The organism is Candidatus Sororendozoicomonas aggregata (assembly GCF_031528575.1).
Taxonomy (GTDB): domain Bacteria; phylum Pseudomonadota; class Gammaproteobacteria; order Pseudomonadales; family Endozoicomonadaceae; genus Endonucleibacter; species Endonucleibacter aggregata.
Map to the genome: position 1 here is coordinate 25,684 of NZ_JAVLSP010000023.1, position 17,100 is coordinate 42,783.

A 17,100-nucleotide genomic window follows, 5' to 3' on the forward strand; every position below is an offset into this window, starting at 1 on the left:
TATGACACCTGCTGCTCGTACCACTGATATGCATGTTTGCCCAATGCAAACACCTGCCGTAGTTCCTGTCCCTCATGTGGGGGGGCCTGTTATGCCTTCGTCGGCTCCGACGGTTTTGATAGGGTGGTTGCCTGCTGCAACTGTCGGTACTACTGCGGTATGTGTTGGGCCACCTGATGTTATTGTTAAAGGAAGTACTACAGTGCTTGTTTGCAATATGCCCCTTGCCCGCATGGGCGACCTGACTGCACATGGAGGATCAATTGCAAGCGGCTTTCCCACAGTACTGGTCGGTGGCTGAGATACAGCTGCATTTCAGAAAATCTTCCTGAGAAGCGGTCTTAAAAGTCTGCCCGTAGCGAGGACCGCGAGAAATGGCGGATAAAAAGTCGCTTTTGTGACGAGAATAGCGGGACTATTTGACGAACAAAAGCGACTTTTTAGACCCATTTATCGTAGCCGCAGTAGGAGCATGACTTTTAAGACTGCTTCTGAGAAAGCGAGAATCTTCTATCTTGATGTGTTCCCGCGTTCGCGCTTGAGAACGCCCACTAACTCGGATATTTCATAAACACGCTCCTGGCCTTGCTTGCTCCTTGCGGCTCTAAGGGAGTTTTGCTCAGTGGACCGTACTCCCCGGTACGGCGCTCCTTCGCAAAATCCCTTAGAGCCGCAAGGTTCCGCGCGATTCTCAGGGCAGTTTATGAAATACCCGGGCTAAGACCACAATCACTGAATAATTTGACTCGGCAATCGGATGTGACTATACAAATCAGGGCTGAAAGGGTTGCCTCTTTTACTTGGCATTATATCAAAGGATGCCTGATACCCTTTACTATTATATTGAAGCTCTATATGTCCTTTGCGCTCCCACTGAATACAACTGAAGGTAAAATGTAACCAGGCCCACTCCCCCTTATAAACTTGCTGATCTATTTGTGTCGTATTATTCGTTAAACTTAATACCACTTGCTCGGAAGGTTGTTTCGGCCATTGTCGGTCCTGCCATAACTGGGGGCCATGGCTATAAACAAATCGACCATTACTGTCCCTCAATGAAAGTCCTGTAACATCGGGCGATAATTCCAGTGCCCGCATTCGATAATGCACAATCAGCGTGCCATCAGCGGTAAAGAGTAACTCCCGTAATTTATGAGCCAGGATAATTTGCTGTTGCAATGCTTCTTTTAATGGCAACTGAACCCCTTCTACACTGTTTAACGTAGAGGGGACGCCCTCTGGTGACTCAAGCATAAACGGCTTTAGGGTACTCTGGTAAAAGGTCTCAAAAGTCCCGGCAGGTTTGAAGAACTCAGTAAATGCTGACAGTTGAGCATCTTGCATTGACAGGATGCTCAGTGGGAAGTAACCATTAAGGTTTTGCACCCACAAAGGATACACTGTATTGCTCCATACGGACTGTACATGGCTGGCAGCTTTCGCAATCACCGTACTCCAGAGTTCACTCATTAGCTCATTGAGCCATTGCTTCATGACTGTTTTTTCATTGGTTTCCTGTTGCCACAAAGGACTCAGAATATTTTTCTTATCCGTAAACACTTGTAGAGCCAGATTATACGACCCGGCATTGGGGTCATGGCTATTGATAATCTCCTCTAAACCATCTTCCAGATTATGCAGCAGGGGGGACAGGTTTTTGACAAAAGCAGCACTGTAATTTTGATAAGACTTGAAAGCATTATTGACTACTATAGGATTATCACTGCTAGTTATGGCTTTATTCAAGAAATGTTCATAGTTACAGATATGTTTTGCTCCCTCCGTTGATTTTTTTTCCAGACCTTCTTTCACTGCTTTGCCGGCTAGTTCTTCCGCATTTTGTTTCAGTGCCTGAGCAAGGGCTGTTTCACTGGCGATAGTGTTATAAATCGTGGTTAAAATCCCACTGTCATTATTATTAATCGTTTTTATTTGACGGAGCTGTACCTTATAGCTGCTTGCTTTTTGCAAAGACAGTTGGTTAATGAAGCTGTTCCAGGCCTGGATATAATCTTGAAAGTAGAAAGTCCTGATTTTTGCGCTAATATCCGCCAGTTGAATCGTAGATATAGTCATTTTTTTATTTTTAATACGATAGATTTCATTCAGCCCCGCTCTTAACATGGATGAGGTATTTGAAAAATCCAGTGACTGGTAGGCGGATTTTGTGTAAAAACGAGGAATGAGGATAGCATTACCCTCCTCGGTTTTATCGGATATCAATTGTGCTGAATTATTACCAAACACGTCAGTAATGGAGAGGTAGCCTGTATTTTCAGGTAACGTCTTGATATAGGAATAAAGCAGTTGTTCATCCGATGAGTTGTTCAATAGTTGTCTAGCCTCCGCGACTAGACTTTTGTCCTCAAGTTCACTGGAATCAAGGGCAACAGCGTCTGATAACAAGCTAAAAAGTATCAGACGCTTTTCTTCCGGCAGGCTCCTCTCATGCTCAATGATCATTTGATAAATCTGAGCGGTTAACAGCGTATTATTTTTTTGGTACTCACCAATGAATGTCAGATAAATTTGTAACTCGTCGAATACTCTTTGATCACCGTGTTCCTTGATTGCTTTCTTTAGATTATCACGTAAAATTCTCGCCACTGGCTGTATAAGTAAATTTTTTAACTGTGAACAGTAAGCCTTATGTACATTCCCAACAACTTGCGCATCTCTTACTCCTGCATAGTAGTAGTAATCTTTTGAGTTCTGGTAAGCATTATTCAGTTGTTGCAAACTATTAAGAAGTGGTACAACCTCAGAGAATGACGGAGCGGAACCTAAACTATGCAATGACCAGTTGTATTCACTGACTATTTTCCTTTGAAGTTTTAACAATACTGCATTTTGTTGATCTTGATTCCATAGAAAGTACAATCCACTAAACAGTAAAAGTGCGGTGGACATTCTTACGGCTATTTTTTTAAATAGCACAATTCGCCGATATTTAGGGCTTTCTCCGGTATTGCCAATGTCGTTGAGTAATACATGTTGAGAAAACTGCTGATTAAAATAGCTCTGGTTATCCGGTATCTGGGGTTGTTCCAGTAACACGCTCAGGTCATGCTGTTTTGCGAGCTCCACGGCCAGAAAATTAATTGAGCTGCTGCTTTGTCCGTTGGCGCTGAACCATACACCTTTTAACCCCTGTAACTGAATATCATTCAAGGGTTTAAAGCACTCTTCACAAAAAAAGAGCAGACGCTCTCCCAGCAATGAAAATTGCAGAATGAACCTGACCTGTGCCTGTCGAGCATTCACTTCTTTCTCATGGTGAATACAATCAAGCAGTGAAGCTACCAGCTCCCGGTGGCACTGTTCAAAAGTATGTTTAAAATCTTTCGTATTGTAACCTTCTTTTAGAAAAATCCCCCAAGGTTCCACTTGCCTCTGGCTACTTTGCCTGCGAAACAGCTCAACAAAGCCATTCAAACGATCAAGCTGGGTCACAAGCACCCAAACAGGAAGCTGCAAATCGGTATGGCGGTTTAAATCAATTAAGCAGCTTCGACGGATATAGGCCTGCTGTAACAAGCCTGAGGGTCCATTTTGAATCAGCTCACTAACAGAAATTGACATGACGATACCTGTCAAAGGCTGCCGTGGCCGCTTCTTGGTTAGTAGTTGCAGCAAGTGAAACCAAAGGATTTCAAGGATAGTATCTTTCTCTGGGATGCAGTAATCACTAAGAAGCTCAATAACAACGGCATTCTCACTCAACCAGAAAGTGATCCCTAATACATCATGGCGACTACTTTTCTCATACCCCGCATTCACAAGCCAGTCAGTTTTTTCTTCGCCATCAGAGCCCAACACCATTAGCCAGGGTAAACCATAGATACCACTCATTTTTCGTTTCGCAATTGTCTGCCACAGACACTGCCAGTCATCAGTTAATAATTGCTTCTTTTTTTGTTGGTCGATGATTTCAGCGGTGTTTACCAACTGTTTCTTTTTTCTTCTTTGATAGAAATACCAGCCTGCCACCCCTGTGCAGGCTACCGCGATCAGTGACGTCAGTATTATCTGTACCCAGAATCCAAGCCACTTATCAACACCATGGATGAATAGTGGCAGTAACCAAGTGAGCAATAGCAGCGCAAGTCCGACTGTCAGAGTAACTATCAGTGTTAAGAGTTTCATGGCTTTTCTATCGCCATTTTTGTTGTATCAGATTCATAAGATACGGGAGAAGACATCAGAGGCAGTAGTTGGTCAACGTAAACAGCATTATGACGGCTGATCCAAAAGTGCGTTCCAACCCCCCCTGCTAATAAAATTATCAGCACGACGGTTATTAACCGAAATAACCGAATTTCTTTCAGTGGTTTCCATGGCTTTGACAGCACCAGGTGTGGTCGAAGTTCTACGGTTTTGCGGTGTTCAGAAATATCAAGGTAGAGGGCATTCATTAGCTCAACCAGTTCTCGTTGACTACTGTCGTGATAATGACCACAAAATCCTAACCTGATAATCAAATATTGCAATTCTACCAAGTCCACCATCCGTGATACATTCTTACGCGCCTGGTGCAGTAAGGTAAAAAAAACCTCACCGGCATTGCGCTGCTGAAATAACTGCGCGACTAAACAGTGGTTTTCCCAGCAACCGGCTTGCCCCCAGGCGGTGTTCATAATTTCTTCATCAAAGGCCGCGCATAATGCATAGCAGGCTTTTTCCATAACACGCGGGGAATAATCCACCTGCAAGCCCCGGTCATGAAATTGTTTGATCTGATTTAGCAGGTATTGCTGAAATTCAGGGAGTTTCATTGGGCTTTTCTGTTGTGATAGCGTCACCAGTATCGCTAAAAGCTCAGCAGATAAATTAATTAACGGATTACTTGATGCAGAAAAATCATTAAGAAGCATTTTTATGTCACGATAACTTACTGTTTCTGCTATCAACTGTTCAGCCATAACGATCACCGAATAACAAATAAGTGAATGACAGTATCATCAGGCATTTGCTGATCAACGTGTAACGCAATGGCATCTTGTGTTTTAATCAGTTCCTGCCACAACTTATCACTGGTATCAATTTCAAAATAAGCAGTGTTAGATTTTGCTTTTAATTCGAACGGTGGTGCCGCCAATGATGTCATTGGCACCGCGGATGTCGCGTTTCTTACGCGCTCAACAATACGATTTTGTCCACATAATTTCGCAGCGCCTAAAAAGGCTGTTTTTGTTTTTTTCTGTCCAAGGCTTGATGAAACGGTTACGATAAAGCGTCCATCATTGAACAGTGTTCTGTCAACAATTTGAACCCTGAGCAAACGGCGTTTTTTGTATAACCGGTCATCCCATTCAATGGCTACCACTTTCTCTTTGCTAGCCTGCCGAAGATTCAATAACAGTGAGGCAATGACGGGTGCAAATGATTCATAAACAGCTCCTTCATCAAACACAGGAAACTCAGGAGCCAGCGTTGTGGTAAAGGTTGCCAGCTCCGCTGCCATAACACTGAGTTCCCTGAAAAGCTGGGAAGCAGACAGGCCTTTTTGTAGAGCAATATATTTCAGCACGGCGGTGTAGCGATTCAGTGCCTGCAGCCACATATAGGTAATCTGCATGGTTTGAAAGCTTTTCTGTTCACCTTCTACGCCAATTTGGGCGGCAATGGCTGCCGCTCTTTGCTGCATCATCACCTGCAGGTTCAGTACCTGCTCCTCCAGATATTTGGATGCCCTGTAATCAAGGCAGCGAGGAATAAATGAGTGGTCAAGAACCAGCTCGCCATCTTGTCGGCATTCTTGAATGCGAGCGATAGTGAGCGTTGCGTACTCATCCATTGCTTCACCTTCTGTCAGGATGCAAGGGTTCAATGTTGACAGAGCCATTTCAACAGGCTCGTTGTCGGCATTGGTACAGTCATAAACCATTTGCTCAGAACTCACATACCTGACTGTTTTAAGGTTGGTGGTACTGTCCTCTGCCGCAGTATCCACTGTTCCTGAACGTATCAGCGGTAATGCGAGATACAACCTGTCTCCAGGGGAAATATGCGTCATATTACGGCAAAGCACCCCATTACTGCTGAAGGGGGTGCCGCCAGGGAAGATACCCTGCGCCTCACGCAGGAACACTTTCCCTACTTTTAATTGTTCAGGATCAATGACCAATGACGTAAATCCGGCACAACCAGGCACAAATATTTCACAGATCTGCCGGCTGTAGTGCTCCAGATACCGTTCTTGCTGTTGGAAGTGTTGAGGGCTTAAAAACATGCCTTCCAGCCATACTGTCTTATGAAAGCTGTGATCCATAGTCATGCCTGTTCTTAATGACTTGTTGGCCTTATATGTTAAGACTCACCATTAAAATAGAGTAATTTCAGAACTCAGCCCTTGCCCTATCGCCAGCATTTTGCTCTTTTGGGCTGATTTTTTCATGATGATTTATTGTCAGAAACCATTCGCAAGGAGTCATCATTAATGAGAACTTTGAGGTTATTGTCATCGCCCTTTGTGACCTTATAAATCACACTGGGCACCGCTGAGTTGTAATCTTCAAATTCACCAAACAACGCGACGTAGCTTGTTGACTTGTCGAGCGTGTATTTCTTTGCGAACTGACCGCCTGGTTTAATAGATGGCAAACGTCGTTTTTTTACCAGTGATTGCTGAAGAATTTTACTATCACGTAAAAAAATACCCAAAAAGTCAGCCGACTGGAATAGTTCGGCAGACTTCAGTTCATACAGGCGAACCACTAAAGGTGATGGAACCTCCGAACGTGAGTTATTGATCTCTTTACCGGCAGAGAGTGTCAGATTGAGTGTCGTTTCACGATCGACAAACCAATAGTATGGATTAAGCTTGGATGCGCAACCCGATAACACAAAAGTAACAAAAGCAACAAGAGCAACCGGTTTGCAGCTACTCCTCATGGTTTTTCTCCTTATCCAGCAGCGCTTGTTGAAAATATTCTATAAAGCGTAGCCGATATTTTTGTTCATGCATGAGGTCACGATAAACTACCTGATAATATCGCCAGTAACGGGACTCCTGACGCTGTGAAGTATCAGATCCAAACGGCAAAAAAGGTCGGCTAACCAATGAACCTGGTCTTTGGTGCAGCGCCGTTTTCAATGCGTCAGGAGAAAGTGTTTCTAATATTGCTTCCAGCGCACATAACATCGCCTGGTGTATTTGGTCTTCTTGTTCTTCCCGTCTTCTGGTGGTTGATCTGACCTTTGGCTCGGCTGGTTGGTGCAGTTCATTTAACACAGGTAGCGGACCTGCGCCCGGCACAGACATTTTATCATTATCCTGACCCCACAAATGACGGTTAATGACCCATCCATCATCTTTGTCAGGATCGCTGGCCAACACATCAATCAAGGAGAATGCACCATTATTTTGCAATAGCAAGCCTTTGTCCGACAGTTCTCTCTCTTCGCTATAAAGCGCCGGTAAATCAGTATTATCAGCTTCTGTCTGTGTCTCTCCCTGCAATATTGCGTGATCAAAAGGATCGTATAAATCCGTTATATCAGATTTCGTCAATAGGTCAGCTGAGGTTCTGCCAGTGAGTAAGTCCCCTTCCCCTGTGGTTGAGACTCCAAGGTGATCATTGACGCCCTTGGAGGATGAGTTACTAAACATCAGCCGGTAGCCCCCACAGGTAATAATATCACCGTCGCTCAATAGAGTCTGGTGAGACTCTTTGGGGATAATATCCTGATAATTGACTTTTACTAATTTTGATGAAATATTCTCCAGGTACCATTTTTGATCTTCAAGAAAAAGCCTGACGTGCCGTCCCTCCAACTCTTTCTGTTGATTATCAGGCAGCTGAATTTGACAACCAGAATCCCGACCAATGACGACCTCACTGGCATCCACAGTATGAGTTAAACTCGCAGCTTGCTCCCCGGGAGGTAAGCTAATGATGAGTATTTGCATAGTGTCTTGAATATAGCAGCTATACAGCGAACTAGAGCAGCAGTTGCATAGAAGTTCCAACGAAATAAACGACATCAGCGTTATAGTAACAAATGTTACAGACTGACGGCGGCAGAGAATTTTTGTAGCACTTAATCATTACCTTCAGAAAACTGTGCAATAAACGCTTTAACAGTCTTCTTCAAAAAGCTTCATTGATGCTGGCGGTTGTTTTCAAGTACCTCTGTATCTGTATCTGTATCTGTATCTGTATCTGTATCTGTATCTGTATCTGTATCTTTCGATGATAAACATAGCTCAATATCAGGTCATGTTTCAAACAGGTTAATAGCGCAGTCTTGAGATAAGTGGGTAAATAGTTTGTTAGCCGTGTCAATACACTGTGGTTGGAAACTTTTTGATAACATTGGTACAGATAGTGCTCGCCGCACTTTCTCGCACTTTCTCGCGCTTTCTCGCGCTTTCTCGCGCTTTCTGGATTTCAGGCCGAAATTGTCTTAAGTCCGACAGACTCCTGGGCAAATCCTAAGCCACTTGATACCATTGCCGATAATATCGTAGATGAAAAATATCACCCTGTTTGATGAAAATGTACAAATGACAGTTTGATAGTAATAAGCGGCCAGGAGCCTGTCGGACTTATGCTTTCGAGCATAAAATTCAGTAGGGTGAGTCAGAATTTTCGATCAATTTGTGCGAATAATTGACCTGTTTAAGCAAATTGACCGGAAATTCTGGCCACACTTTCTCGCACTTTCTCGCACTTTCTGGATTTCAGGCCGAAATTGTCTTAAGTCCGACAGGCTCCTAGCCCGGATATTTCATAAACTGCCCTTAGAGCCGCAAGGAGCAAGCAAGGCCAGGAGCATGTTTATGAAATATCCGGGCTAGAACAAGGTGTTAACAGGTTGATTGTATATGAAAGACTCAATGGAAAAGCACTACCTTGAAAAAGAAGCTGTAGCAGTTGACTTGACGGAAGAACGCTTCAGGTTCCTTCGCGCAGCCTATCTGGAGGAGCGAATTACAGTCAACGGGCAGCGTCTTGCTGAAAAGCTGCTGAGCTTTGAGAGTTCTTTGGATGCAGCCCTTAAAGCAGCAGAAAATACACAAAAAAAATCTAACCTGCGGTAGGCCGGTCAGGCTTGATCAGACAGTTGCCGGTTTTCAGCAGGTGTTTGTCAGGTTTAATTCAAACGATAAATTTTTCCTTCGAGACTGCTTTTCCAGCCACCAGTGACCTCCCATGACAGTGCTGACCCTTGGGACTCCCTCAGTACGATAGAAGTTTAGCCATTCGTCCGGGTCAAACACCGACATAGACAGAAGTTATTTTGAGAATTCTTCCAAAGCTCTGAAGCCGCATAAAGCACAAAATCTTGACGAGTGACTGTTTCAAAAATTAAGACAACCCCAGAGGGCTGCAATTTTCTATAAGAAGCCAGGGCAAAACTACTTTGGGATGCTTCATTTAAGTGTTATATAGAATATGCTTTGGGTAATTGTAAAAACTCCCCGGTTTAATGAACTAGTATTATTGATAACCTTTTAAAAATAAAATTTCCAAGGATTTGTTACGGAAGTTATTAGAAATCCAGTCTGACCGAAAGTCAAGCGTTTTGATTCAAAGGAAGTTTGTGATTTTAAGTGTAAGTTGTTGAAAGCGTTGGGTGAGACACCATAAGGATAATGACTTTTATTTTATCTTTCCAGAGCTTTGCGGTAGTTAAAATGATTGTTTGTGGTAATTTTTATTATGGTTTCAGGGTTTTTACAGAGGGATTATTTTTCAGACTTATTGGATTCATCATTCCATTAAATATTATTTCAAACAGCAGGTTATTAGTGGTTACTTTTTTAACTGTCTGTTTGTCGTTTATAAAAATCACAATGGTTAATTGAATGCAGGGAGCAATCAATCTATGGCTAGTATCGGTGTCGTCCAAAGTGCCACGGGAAGTATCACGGTAAAAACGGCTGATGGTGAAATTAAACAATTAAAACCTGGGGATGTTTTGCAGGAAGGGGATCAAATTCAATCCTCTGATGGGCAGGTGAATATTCAATTAGCCAATGGTCAGATGTTAACGGTATTACCGGGTCAGTCTATGGCAATGAATGCCGGATTGTTGACGAAAAAGTCAGAACAGGACGTCGTTGTTGAAGCGGGTGATGCTGAAAGTGCGCTGGTGGATGCATTGCTGGCAGGTGAAGACCCTTCACAAATAACCGCTGCGCCAGCTGCGGGGGAGCGCGCGTCGCAGGAGCCAGCCAGTGACCCACTTCCTGATAAGAGTAATACGGTTGAAGAGAATATCGTCGAACGTGAAAGTCCTGTTTCACTCTCGGCGGATGATGAATCGGTTGAAGAATCGGTTGCGGGCATTCTCTCTGACATTGATGAAACACGCGCTGTTGCTGAGGCACAGGCCCTAAGAAGCGAACCCAGGGTGGTCACGCCTGCTGCTGCTCCAGTGGCACCAGCTTTGGCAATAAACCCAGTTGCTGAAGCGCCAGAAGTACCAAAAGCGGCAGAGGCGCCAAAAGCACCAGAAGCACCAGAAGCACCTGCTATTGAACACTCACCGGCACAGGCACTCACTGAACAGGGGGTCGTTGCTGGCGATATTGTGGCTAATTTTGCAGCAGTCAGTCAGGGCAGTGACGTGCTTGAGTACAGACTGACCCATGGTAATGAAAAGGGCTATTTTGCCATTGTGCCTGAAACGGGTTCTGTCTCTTTGACACAAGTTGGTGTTGAGGCCATCAATGCTGATGAAGGGACAGACCTCACTGCCTGGGAGCTTGGTGTCACTGCGACAGACGGTAAGAACTTTTCTGAACAAGCGGTCTTTTCCATTGATATTAATCGGGTCAACGATAATGCGCCAACTATTGACAGCTTTACTGGCAGCCTGATTACCGAAAATGAGGTGGCAGTGGGAGATATTGTCGCCACCTTTACCGCTACCGACCTTGATGACCTCAGTGAAATTAATTTCCAGCTGAGCAAAGGCAATGACAACGGGTATTTTTCCATTAGTGAAAGCACAGGGGATGTCACGCTGACACAGGCAGGTGTCAATGCCATCAATAGTGATGATGGGACGGATATCACCCAGTTTATTCTGGGTGTTACCGCAACCGATGGCGCTCTGAACTCTTCTGAGGCAGAGGTCATCATTGATGTGACCAGAAGAAATGATAATGCGCCTGTTATTGATACCGCTGACGGTCATCAAATCGTAGAAGGGGCAGTTTCTCAAGGGATGGTGGTTGCCTCATTTGTGGCAACAGATCTCGATGATAACGACCAACTCAGCTACACAATTACCTCAGGTAATGACCTTGGGTTGGTCGCGATTAATCCCACAACAGGAAAGGTTGCCCTGACGCAGGCAGGTGTCAACTTTATCAATGATAATTCCAGAAGCGTCACTGAACTGACCATCGGTGTGACAGCCAGCGATGGGTCTGCTTCAACCAATGAAATGACAGCCACTATTGATATTATTCCTGCTAATAATGCCGGAGTTATTTCGGGGGATGATCGCGGTGCTGTGGAGGAAGATACATCCGTCAATACGACAGGTACATTGAAGGCCACGAATGTTGCCGATGGTCAGCCAGCTTTTATTTCTGAAACCACCGCAGGGAATTACGGGTCGATAACCATTGATGCTCACGGAAGCTGGCGCTACGACAGCAACAATAATCATGTTTCGATTCAGTCCTTATCAGAAGGCGATGAATTAATTGACGCCGTTACCGTGCGGACACTAGATGGTAAGGAACATTATGTTGTGATCACCATCAGTGGTACAAATGATGCGCCAGTTATTTCATTGCATGATGCGCCCACACTCAAAACTATCGCTGAAGATGACAGTAATCCTAATGGCGAAACTGTCATTTCACTCTTTGGCAGCCTGATTTCTGATGGCGACGCTGACAGCCTCCAGGGTATCGCTATCACCGGTGCAGATACAGCTAATGGCGCCTGGCAATACTCTTCAGATGGGGGTTCCACCTGGCAGGCAGTGGGTAATGTGTCTGAAGCCAGTGCCCGCCTGCTTGATGCCAGTGATCAGCTCCGTTTTGTCCCGGACGCAAATTACCATGGTACTGAAACCTTGAGCCTGCGTGCCTGGGACCAGACCACTGGCACTGTCGGCACACTGGCTGACACCCGCGCTAATGGCGGTGCTACCGCCTTTAGCAGCGGCATTGAAGAGGCAACATTGACGATCAGCCCTGGCAATGATGCGCCAGTTCTTGATACCAGCGGTACACCAACATTAACAGCAGTGGGTGAAGACGATGCTAACAATGCCGGTCAAACGGTATCCGACTTGTTTGGCAGCCTGATCTCGGATATTGACAGTGGCAGCGTGAAAGGTATTGCCATAACAGGCACAGATAACACTCACGGCAACTGGCAATATTCCAGCGATAATGGCGCCAGCTGGCAGTCCGTAAATGCGGTTACAGATAGCAATGCCCTGTTGCTTGATGGAGCGGATAAAGTCCGTTTTCTGCCCGATGCCAATTACAATGGCTCGGCTACGTTTGATTTTCGAGCCTGGGATCAATCCACCGGTACAGCAGGGGCATTGGCTGATACGACGGCTAACGGTGGTATCACAGCCTTCAGTACGCTGACAGAAACAGCCAGCATTACCATTAACCCTGTTAACGACGCGCCGGTATTGGAGATCAGTGGCAGTCCGACACTGACAACCATTAGCGAAGATGACCCTGACCCCGCTGGAGAGACCGTGGGTTCACTCTTTGGCAGCCTGATCTCTGATACCGATGCTGGCAGTATGAAAGGTATTGCTATCACCGGCGCGGATACCACCAATGGCGCCTGGCAATACTCAGCTGATGGTGGTTCTTCCTGGCAGCCAGTGGGTAACGTCTCTGAAGCCAGTGCCCGCCTGCTTGATGCCAGTGATCAGCTCCGCTTTGTCCCGGACGCAAACTACCATGGTTCTGAAACCCTGAGCCTGCGTGCCTGGGATAAGAGCGCAGGCACAGCCGGCACCTTGGCTGATACCACTAACAATGGCGGTGTTACTGCTTTTAGTAGCGCCATTGAAGCGGCAACACTGACAATCAGCGCTACCAATGACGCGCCAGTGCTTGATACCAGCGGTGCACCCACATTAATGGCAATGAATGAAGGCGATGCTAACAATGCCGGTCAAACGGTATCCGACTTGTTTGGCAGCCTTATCTCGGATATTGACAGTGGCAGCGTGAAAGGCATTGCCATAACAGGCACAGACAACAGTCACGGCAACTGGCAATATTCAAACGATAATGGCGCTAGCTGGCAGTCCATCAGTGCCGTCACCCAAAGCAATGCCCTGTTGCTGGATGGATCAGATAAAGTCCGTTTTCTGCCCGATGCCAACTTCAATGGCTCGGCTACGTTTGATTTTCGAGCCTGGGATCAAAGCTCCGGTACAGCAGGGACACTGGCCGATACTACCGCTCACGGGGGTATGACTGCCTTTAGTACGCTGACAGAAACAGCCAGCATTACCATTAACCCTGTTAACGACGCGCCGGTACTGGAGATCAGTGGCAGTCCGACACTGGCGAGCATTAGCGAAGATGACCCTGAACCCGCTGGAGAGACCGTGGGCTCACTGTTTGGCAGCCTGATCTCTGATACGGATGCTGGCAGCATGAAGGGTATTGCTATCACCGGCGCGGATACCACCAATGGTGCCTGGCAATACTCAGCGGATGGTGGTTCTTCCTGGCAGCCAGTGGGTAACGTCTCTGAAGCCAGTGCCCGCCTGCTTGATGCCAGTGATCAGCTCCGCTTTGTCCCGGACGCAAACTACCATGGCACTGAAACCCTGAGCCTGCGTGCCTGGGATAAGACCACAGGGGCAGCCGGTACGCTGGTTGACACCAGTAACAATGGCGGTGTTACCGCTTTTAGTAGCGCCATGGAAGCGGCAACGCTGACAATCAGCGCTACCAATGACGCGCCAGTGCTTGATACCAGCGGTACACCCACATTAATGGCAGTGAATGAAGGCGATGCCAACAATGCCGGTCAAACGGTATCCGACCTGTTTAGCAGCCTGATCTCAGATGTTGACAGTGGCAGCGTGAAAGGCATTGCCATAACAGGGACAGATAACACTCACGGCAACTGGCAATATTCCAACGATAATGGCGCCAGCTGGCAGCCCATCGGTGCTGTTGCACAAGGCAATGCCCTGTTGCTGGATGGGTCAGATAAAGTCCGTTTTCTGCCCGATGCCAATTTCAATGGCTCGGCTACGTTTGATTTTCGGGCCTGGGATCAAACCGCCGGTACAGCAGGAACACAGGCTGATACTACGGCTAACGGTGGCATGACAGCCTTCAGCGCGCTGACAGAAACAGCCAGCATTACCATTAATCCTGTTAACGACGCGCCGGTATTAGAGATCAGTGGCAGTCCGACACTGACAACCATTAGTGAAGATGACCCTGAACCCGCTGGAGAGACCGTGGGCTCACTGTTTGGCAGCCTGATCTCTGACACCGATGCTGGCAGCATGAAAGGCATCGCTATTACTGGAGCGGATACCGCCAATGGTGCCTGGCAATACTCAGCAGATGGTGGTTCTTCTTGGCAGCCAGTGGGTAACGTCTCTGAAACCAGTGCCCGCCTGCTTGATGCCAGTGACCAGCTCCGCTTTGTTCCGGACGCAAACTACCATGGCAGTGAAACCCTGAGCCTGCGTGCCTGGGATCAGAGCGCAGGCACAGCCGGCACGTTGGCTGATACCAGTAACCATGGCGGCGCTACCGCTTTTAGTAGCGCCATGGAAGCGGCAACACTGACGATCAGCGCTACCAACGACGCGCCTGTCCTTGATACCAGCGGTACACCAACATTAACAACAATGAGTGAAGACGATGCCAGCAGTGCCGGTCAAACGGTATCCGATTTGTTTGGCAGCCTGATCTCAGATATTGACAGTGGCAGCGTGAAAGGCATTGCCATAACAACCGCCGATAACACCCACGGTAACTGGCAATATTCCAACGATAATGGCGCCAGCTGGCAGTCCATAAATGCGGTTACAGATAGCAATGCCCTGTTGCTTGATGGAGCGGATAAAGTCCGTTTTCTGCCCGATGCCAACTTCAATGGCTCGGCTACGTTTGATTTTCGGGCCTGGGATCAAACCGCCGGTACAGCAGGAACACAGGTTGATACTACGGCTAACGGTGGCCTGACTGCCTTCAGCGCGCTGACAGAAACAGCCAGCATTACCATTAATCCTGTTAACGACGCGCCGGTACTGGAGATCAGTGGCAGTCCGACACTCACAACCATGAGCGAAAATGACCCTGACCCTGCCGGGGAAACCGTGAGTACACTGTTTGGTAATCTTATCTCTGACACCGATGCTGGTAGCATGAAAGGCATCGCTATTACTGGAGCAGATACCGCCAATGGTGCCTGGCAATACTCTTCCGATGGGGGAACCACCTGGCAGCCAGTGGGTAACGTCTCTGAAACCAGTGCCCGCCTGCTAGATGCCAGTGACCAGCTCCGCTTTGTTCCCGATGCAGACTATCATGGCACTGAAACCCTGAGCCTGCGTGCCTGGGATAAAACCACAGGCACAGCCGGCACGTTGGCTGATACCAGCAACAATGGCGGTGTCACCGCTTTTAGTAGCGCCATCGAAGAAGCGACACTGACCATCAGTTCTACCAACAGCGCGCCGGTCAGTCAGGACAGTGTCCAGAATATTGAGGCAGACCAGTCTTATCAGCTTTCTGCCGATGATTTTAGCATCCAGGATGCCGACAGCGACGATACGCACACCATCACTCTGACCGCCATTAATGGCGACGGTATTCTGCTTCGTGGGCCACAACCAGAACTCATGTTGGATTTTGAGGATGCCGGTGCCTTGGGCGCTGATCAGGCGGGGGTATCCGTGGCGACCTTGCACGGTGCCCAAGCTGCCTCAGACCCGGACCGTGGCGGTATTGTCGAGTTTGGTCTCAGTGATGCGATTACTTTGGATCAACCCCTGTCCATGGGTGATAGCTGGACCATTAGCACCGGCTTTAAAGGACTGATTAACGACGGAAACTGGAAGGTTCTGTCCGCCAGCGATGAAGGCTATCAGGTGATGGTTAGCGATAGCGGCGAGCTGGGCAGCTGGAACACTAGCACAGGCTTTCACAGCTCTGGCTTTAACTTGTCATCGCACCCGGCGGTGGCTGATGGCGAGTGGGTGAACCTGGTAGTTGTGGGGGAGAACGATAAGACCACATTCTATGTGGACGGTCAGTCCGTTGGGTCAGTGGATCTGCAACCTGGTGGCAGCCTTACAACGGTAGGGAATATGGCTGAGTGGGGGATTAACATGCGCTTTGCAGAAAGCCTGGCAGATTTCAAAGTGTTTGACCAGGCACTGACACCGGAGCAGTTTGGTGGAGGCAATGAAGTATCACCAGGGGATAGCTTCACACCAGAAGCACTGAGTGATCTGGTGTTTGTCCCTGACCCGAGCGTGAAGGCAGCATCGGTAACAACCATTGACTACCGTGTTACTGACAATGAAGGTGCCGACAGCGGGACGCATACTCTGACGATCAATGTGGCAGAGACCAACGAAGCGCCAGTGTTTGAGTTGACACCTGACCCGTCTCTGGTGACTGTGCTCAACTTCGCTGAGGGCGATGGCAGCACATCGGGCGATTTGACCGGGCAGGGGCATGATGCCAGCCTGGGCAATGGCGCGCAGTGGACGAACGAGGGCGTCAATCTCAACGGCACCGGTGGGAATCTGGGCGATCTTCAGTTTGGTGGGGACTTCACCCTCGCTACCACCTTCACCTACAACAGCCACCATGGCTGGGCACGGATTGTCGACCTTGGCAATGGTTCTGCCTCGGATAACATCGTTATTGGCAGTCCCTCTTTAGGACGGATTGAAGCCCATGTTTTCCGGGGCAACAGCACCAAGGTAGTAGGCTTTGATAACTTCTATACCGTCGGTGAGACGTTTCATGTGGCCTTGAGTGTTGATGACAATGGCCATATGCGGCTCTACAAGAACGGGGTCGAAGTGGCGGACAACCCCAATGGTCATGTCCCCAACGACCTGGCGCGCACCAATACCTATATTGGCAAAAGCAACTGGGGCGAG

Annotated in this window: 8 protein-coding genes; 3 read left to right on the top strand and 5 right to left on the bottom strand. The window is 47.4% G+C overall.

Going from position 1 to position 17,100, the window contains the following annotated elements; genetic code table 11:
• Position 1: 1 nt before the first annotated feature.
• Positions 2–301, top strand: coding sequence for a PAAR domain-containing protein (locus V4C51_RS06645; protein ID WP_330925361.1), 300 nt, complete (start codon positions 2–4; stop codon positions 299–301).
• Positions 302–729: 428 nt separating this feature from the next.
• On the opposite strand, the gene tssM is transcribed toward V4C51_RS06645, so the two are convergent.
• From tssM to V4C51_RS06670, 5 genes are all read right to left on the bottom strand, one after another.
• On the bottom strand, positions 730–4,146 hold the full coding sequence (tssM, locus tag V4C51_RS06650) for a type VI secretion system membrane subunit TssM (RefSeq protein ID WP_330925362.1): 3,417 nt from the start codon (positions 4,144–4,146) through the stop codon (positions 730–732).
• Positions 4,143–4,922: a type IVB secretion system protein IcmH/DotU gene (gene icmH / locus V4C51_RS06655; protein WP_330925363.1), complete on the bottom strand. Its 780-nt coding sequence runs from the start codon at positions 4,920–4,922 to the stop codon at positions 4,143–4,145. The genes tssM and icmH overlap by 4 nt, the downstream gene beginning before the upstream one ends.
• 5 nt (positions 4,923–4,927) lie before the next feature.
• Positions 4,928–6,277 carry a type VI secretion system baseplate subunit TssK gene (gene tssK, locus V4C51_RS06660; RefSeq protein ID WP_330925364.1) on the bottom strand — a complete coding sequence of 450 codons (1,350 nt, stop codon included), beginning with the start codon at positions 6,275–6,277 and terminating at the stop codon, positions 4,928–4,930.
• Between the two features lie 116 nt (positions 6,278–6,393).
• On the bottom strand, positions 6,394–6,894 hold the full coding sequence (tssJ, locus tag V4C51_RS06665; RefSeq protein WP_330925365.1) for a type VI secretion system lipoprotein TssJ: 501 nt from the start codon (positions 6,892–6,894) through the stop codon (positions 6,394–6,396).
• Positions 6,884–7,912 carry an FHA domain-containing protein gene (locus V4C51_RS06670; protein WP_330925366.1) on the bottom strand — a complete coding sequence of 343 codons (1,029 nt, stop codon included), beginning with the start codon at positions 7,910–7,912 and terminating at the stop codon, positions 6,884–6,886. Before V4C51_RS06670 ends, tssJ begins: the two co-directional genes overlap by 11 nt.
• A gap of 918 nt (positions 7,913–8,830) precedes the next feature.
• Between V4C51_RS06670 and V4C51_RS06675 the strand changes: the two genes are divergently transcribed.
• Positions 8,831–9,046: a hypothetical protein gene (locus V4C51_RS06675; protein WP_330925367.1), complete on the top strand. Its 216-nt coding sequence runs from the start codon at positions 8,831–8,833 to the stop codon at positions 9,044–9,046.
• A gap of 788 nt (positions 9,047–9,834) precedes the next feature.
• The coding region (locus V4C51_RS06680) for a retention module-containing protein (RefSeq protein ID WP_330925368.1) at positions 9,835–17,100 on the top strand (7,266 nt) is incomplete at its 3' end.

Excerpts from the sequence above, each read along its gene's own strand:
- V4C51_RS06645 (WP_330925361.1), top strand. The coding sequence starts at position 2 with ATGACACCTGCTGCTCGTACCACTGATATGCATGTTTGCCCAATGCAA.
- tssM (WP_330925362.1), bottom strand. The coding sequence starts at position 4,146 with ATGAAACTCTTAACACTGATAGTTACTCTGACAGTCGGACTTGCGCTG.
- icmH (WP_330925363.1), bottom strand. The coding sequence starts at position 4,922 with ATGGCTGAACAGTTGATAGCAGAAACAGTAAGTTATCGTGACATAAAA.
- tssK (WP_330925364.1), bottom strand. The coding sequence starts at position 6,277 with ATGACTATGGATCACAGCTTTCATAAGACAGTATGGCTGGAAGGCATG.
- tssJ (WP_330925365.1), bottom strand. The coding sequence starts at position 6,894 with ATGAGGAGTAGCTGCAAACCGGTTGCTCTTGTTGCTTTTGTTACTTTT.
- V4C51_RS06670 (WP_330925366.1), bottom strand. The coding sequence starts at position 7,912 with ATGCAAATACTCATCATTAGCTTACCTCCCGGGGAGCAAGCTGCGAGT.
- V4C51_RS06675 (WP_330925367.1), top strand. The coding sequence starts at position 8,831 with ATGAAAGACTCAATGGAAAAGCACTACCTTGAAAAAGAAGCTGTAGCA.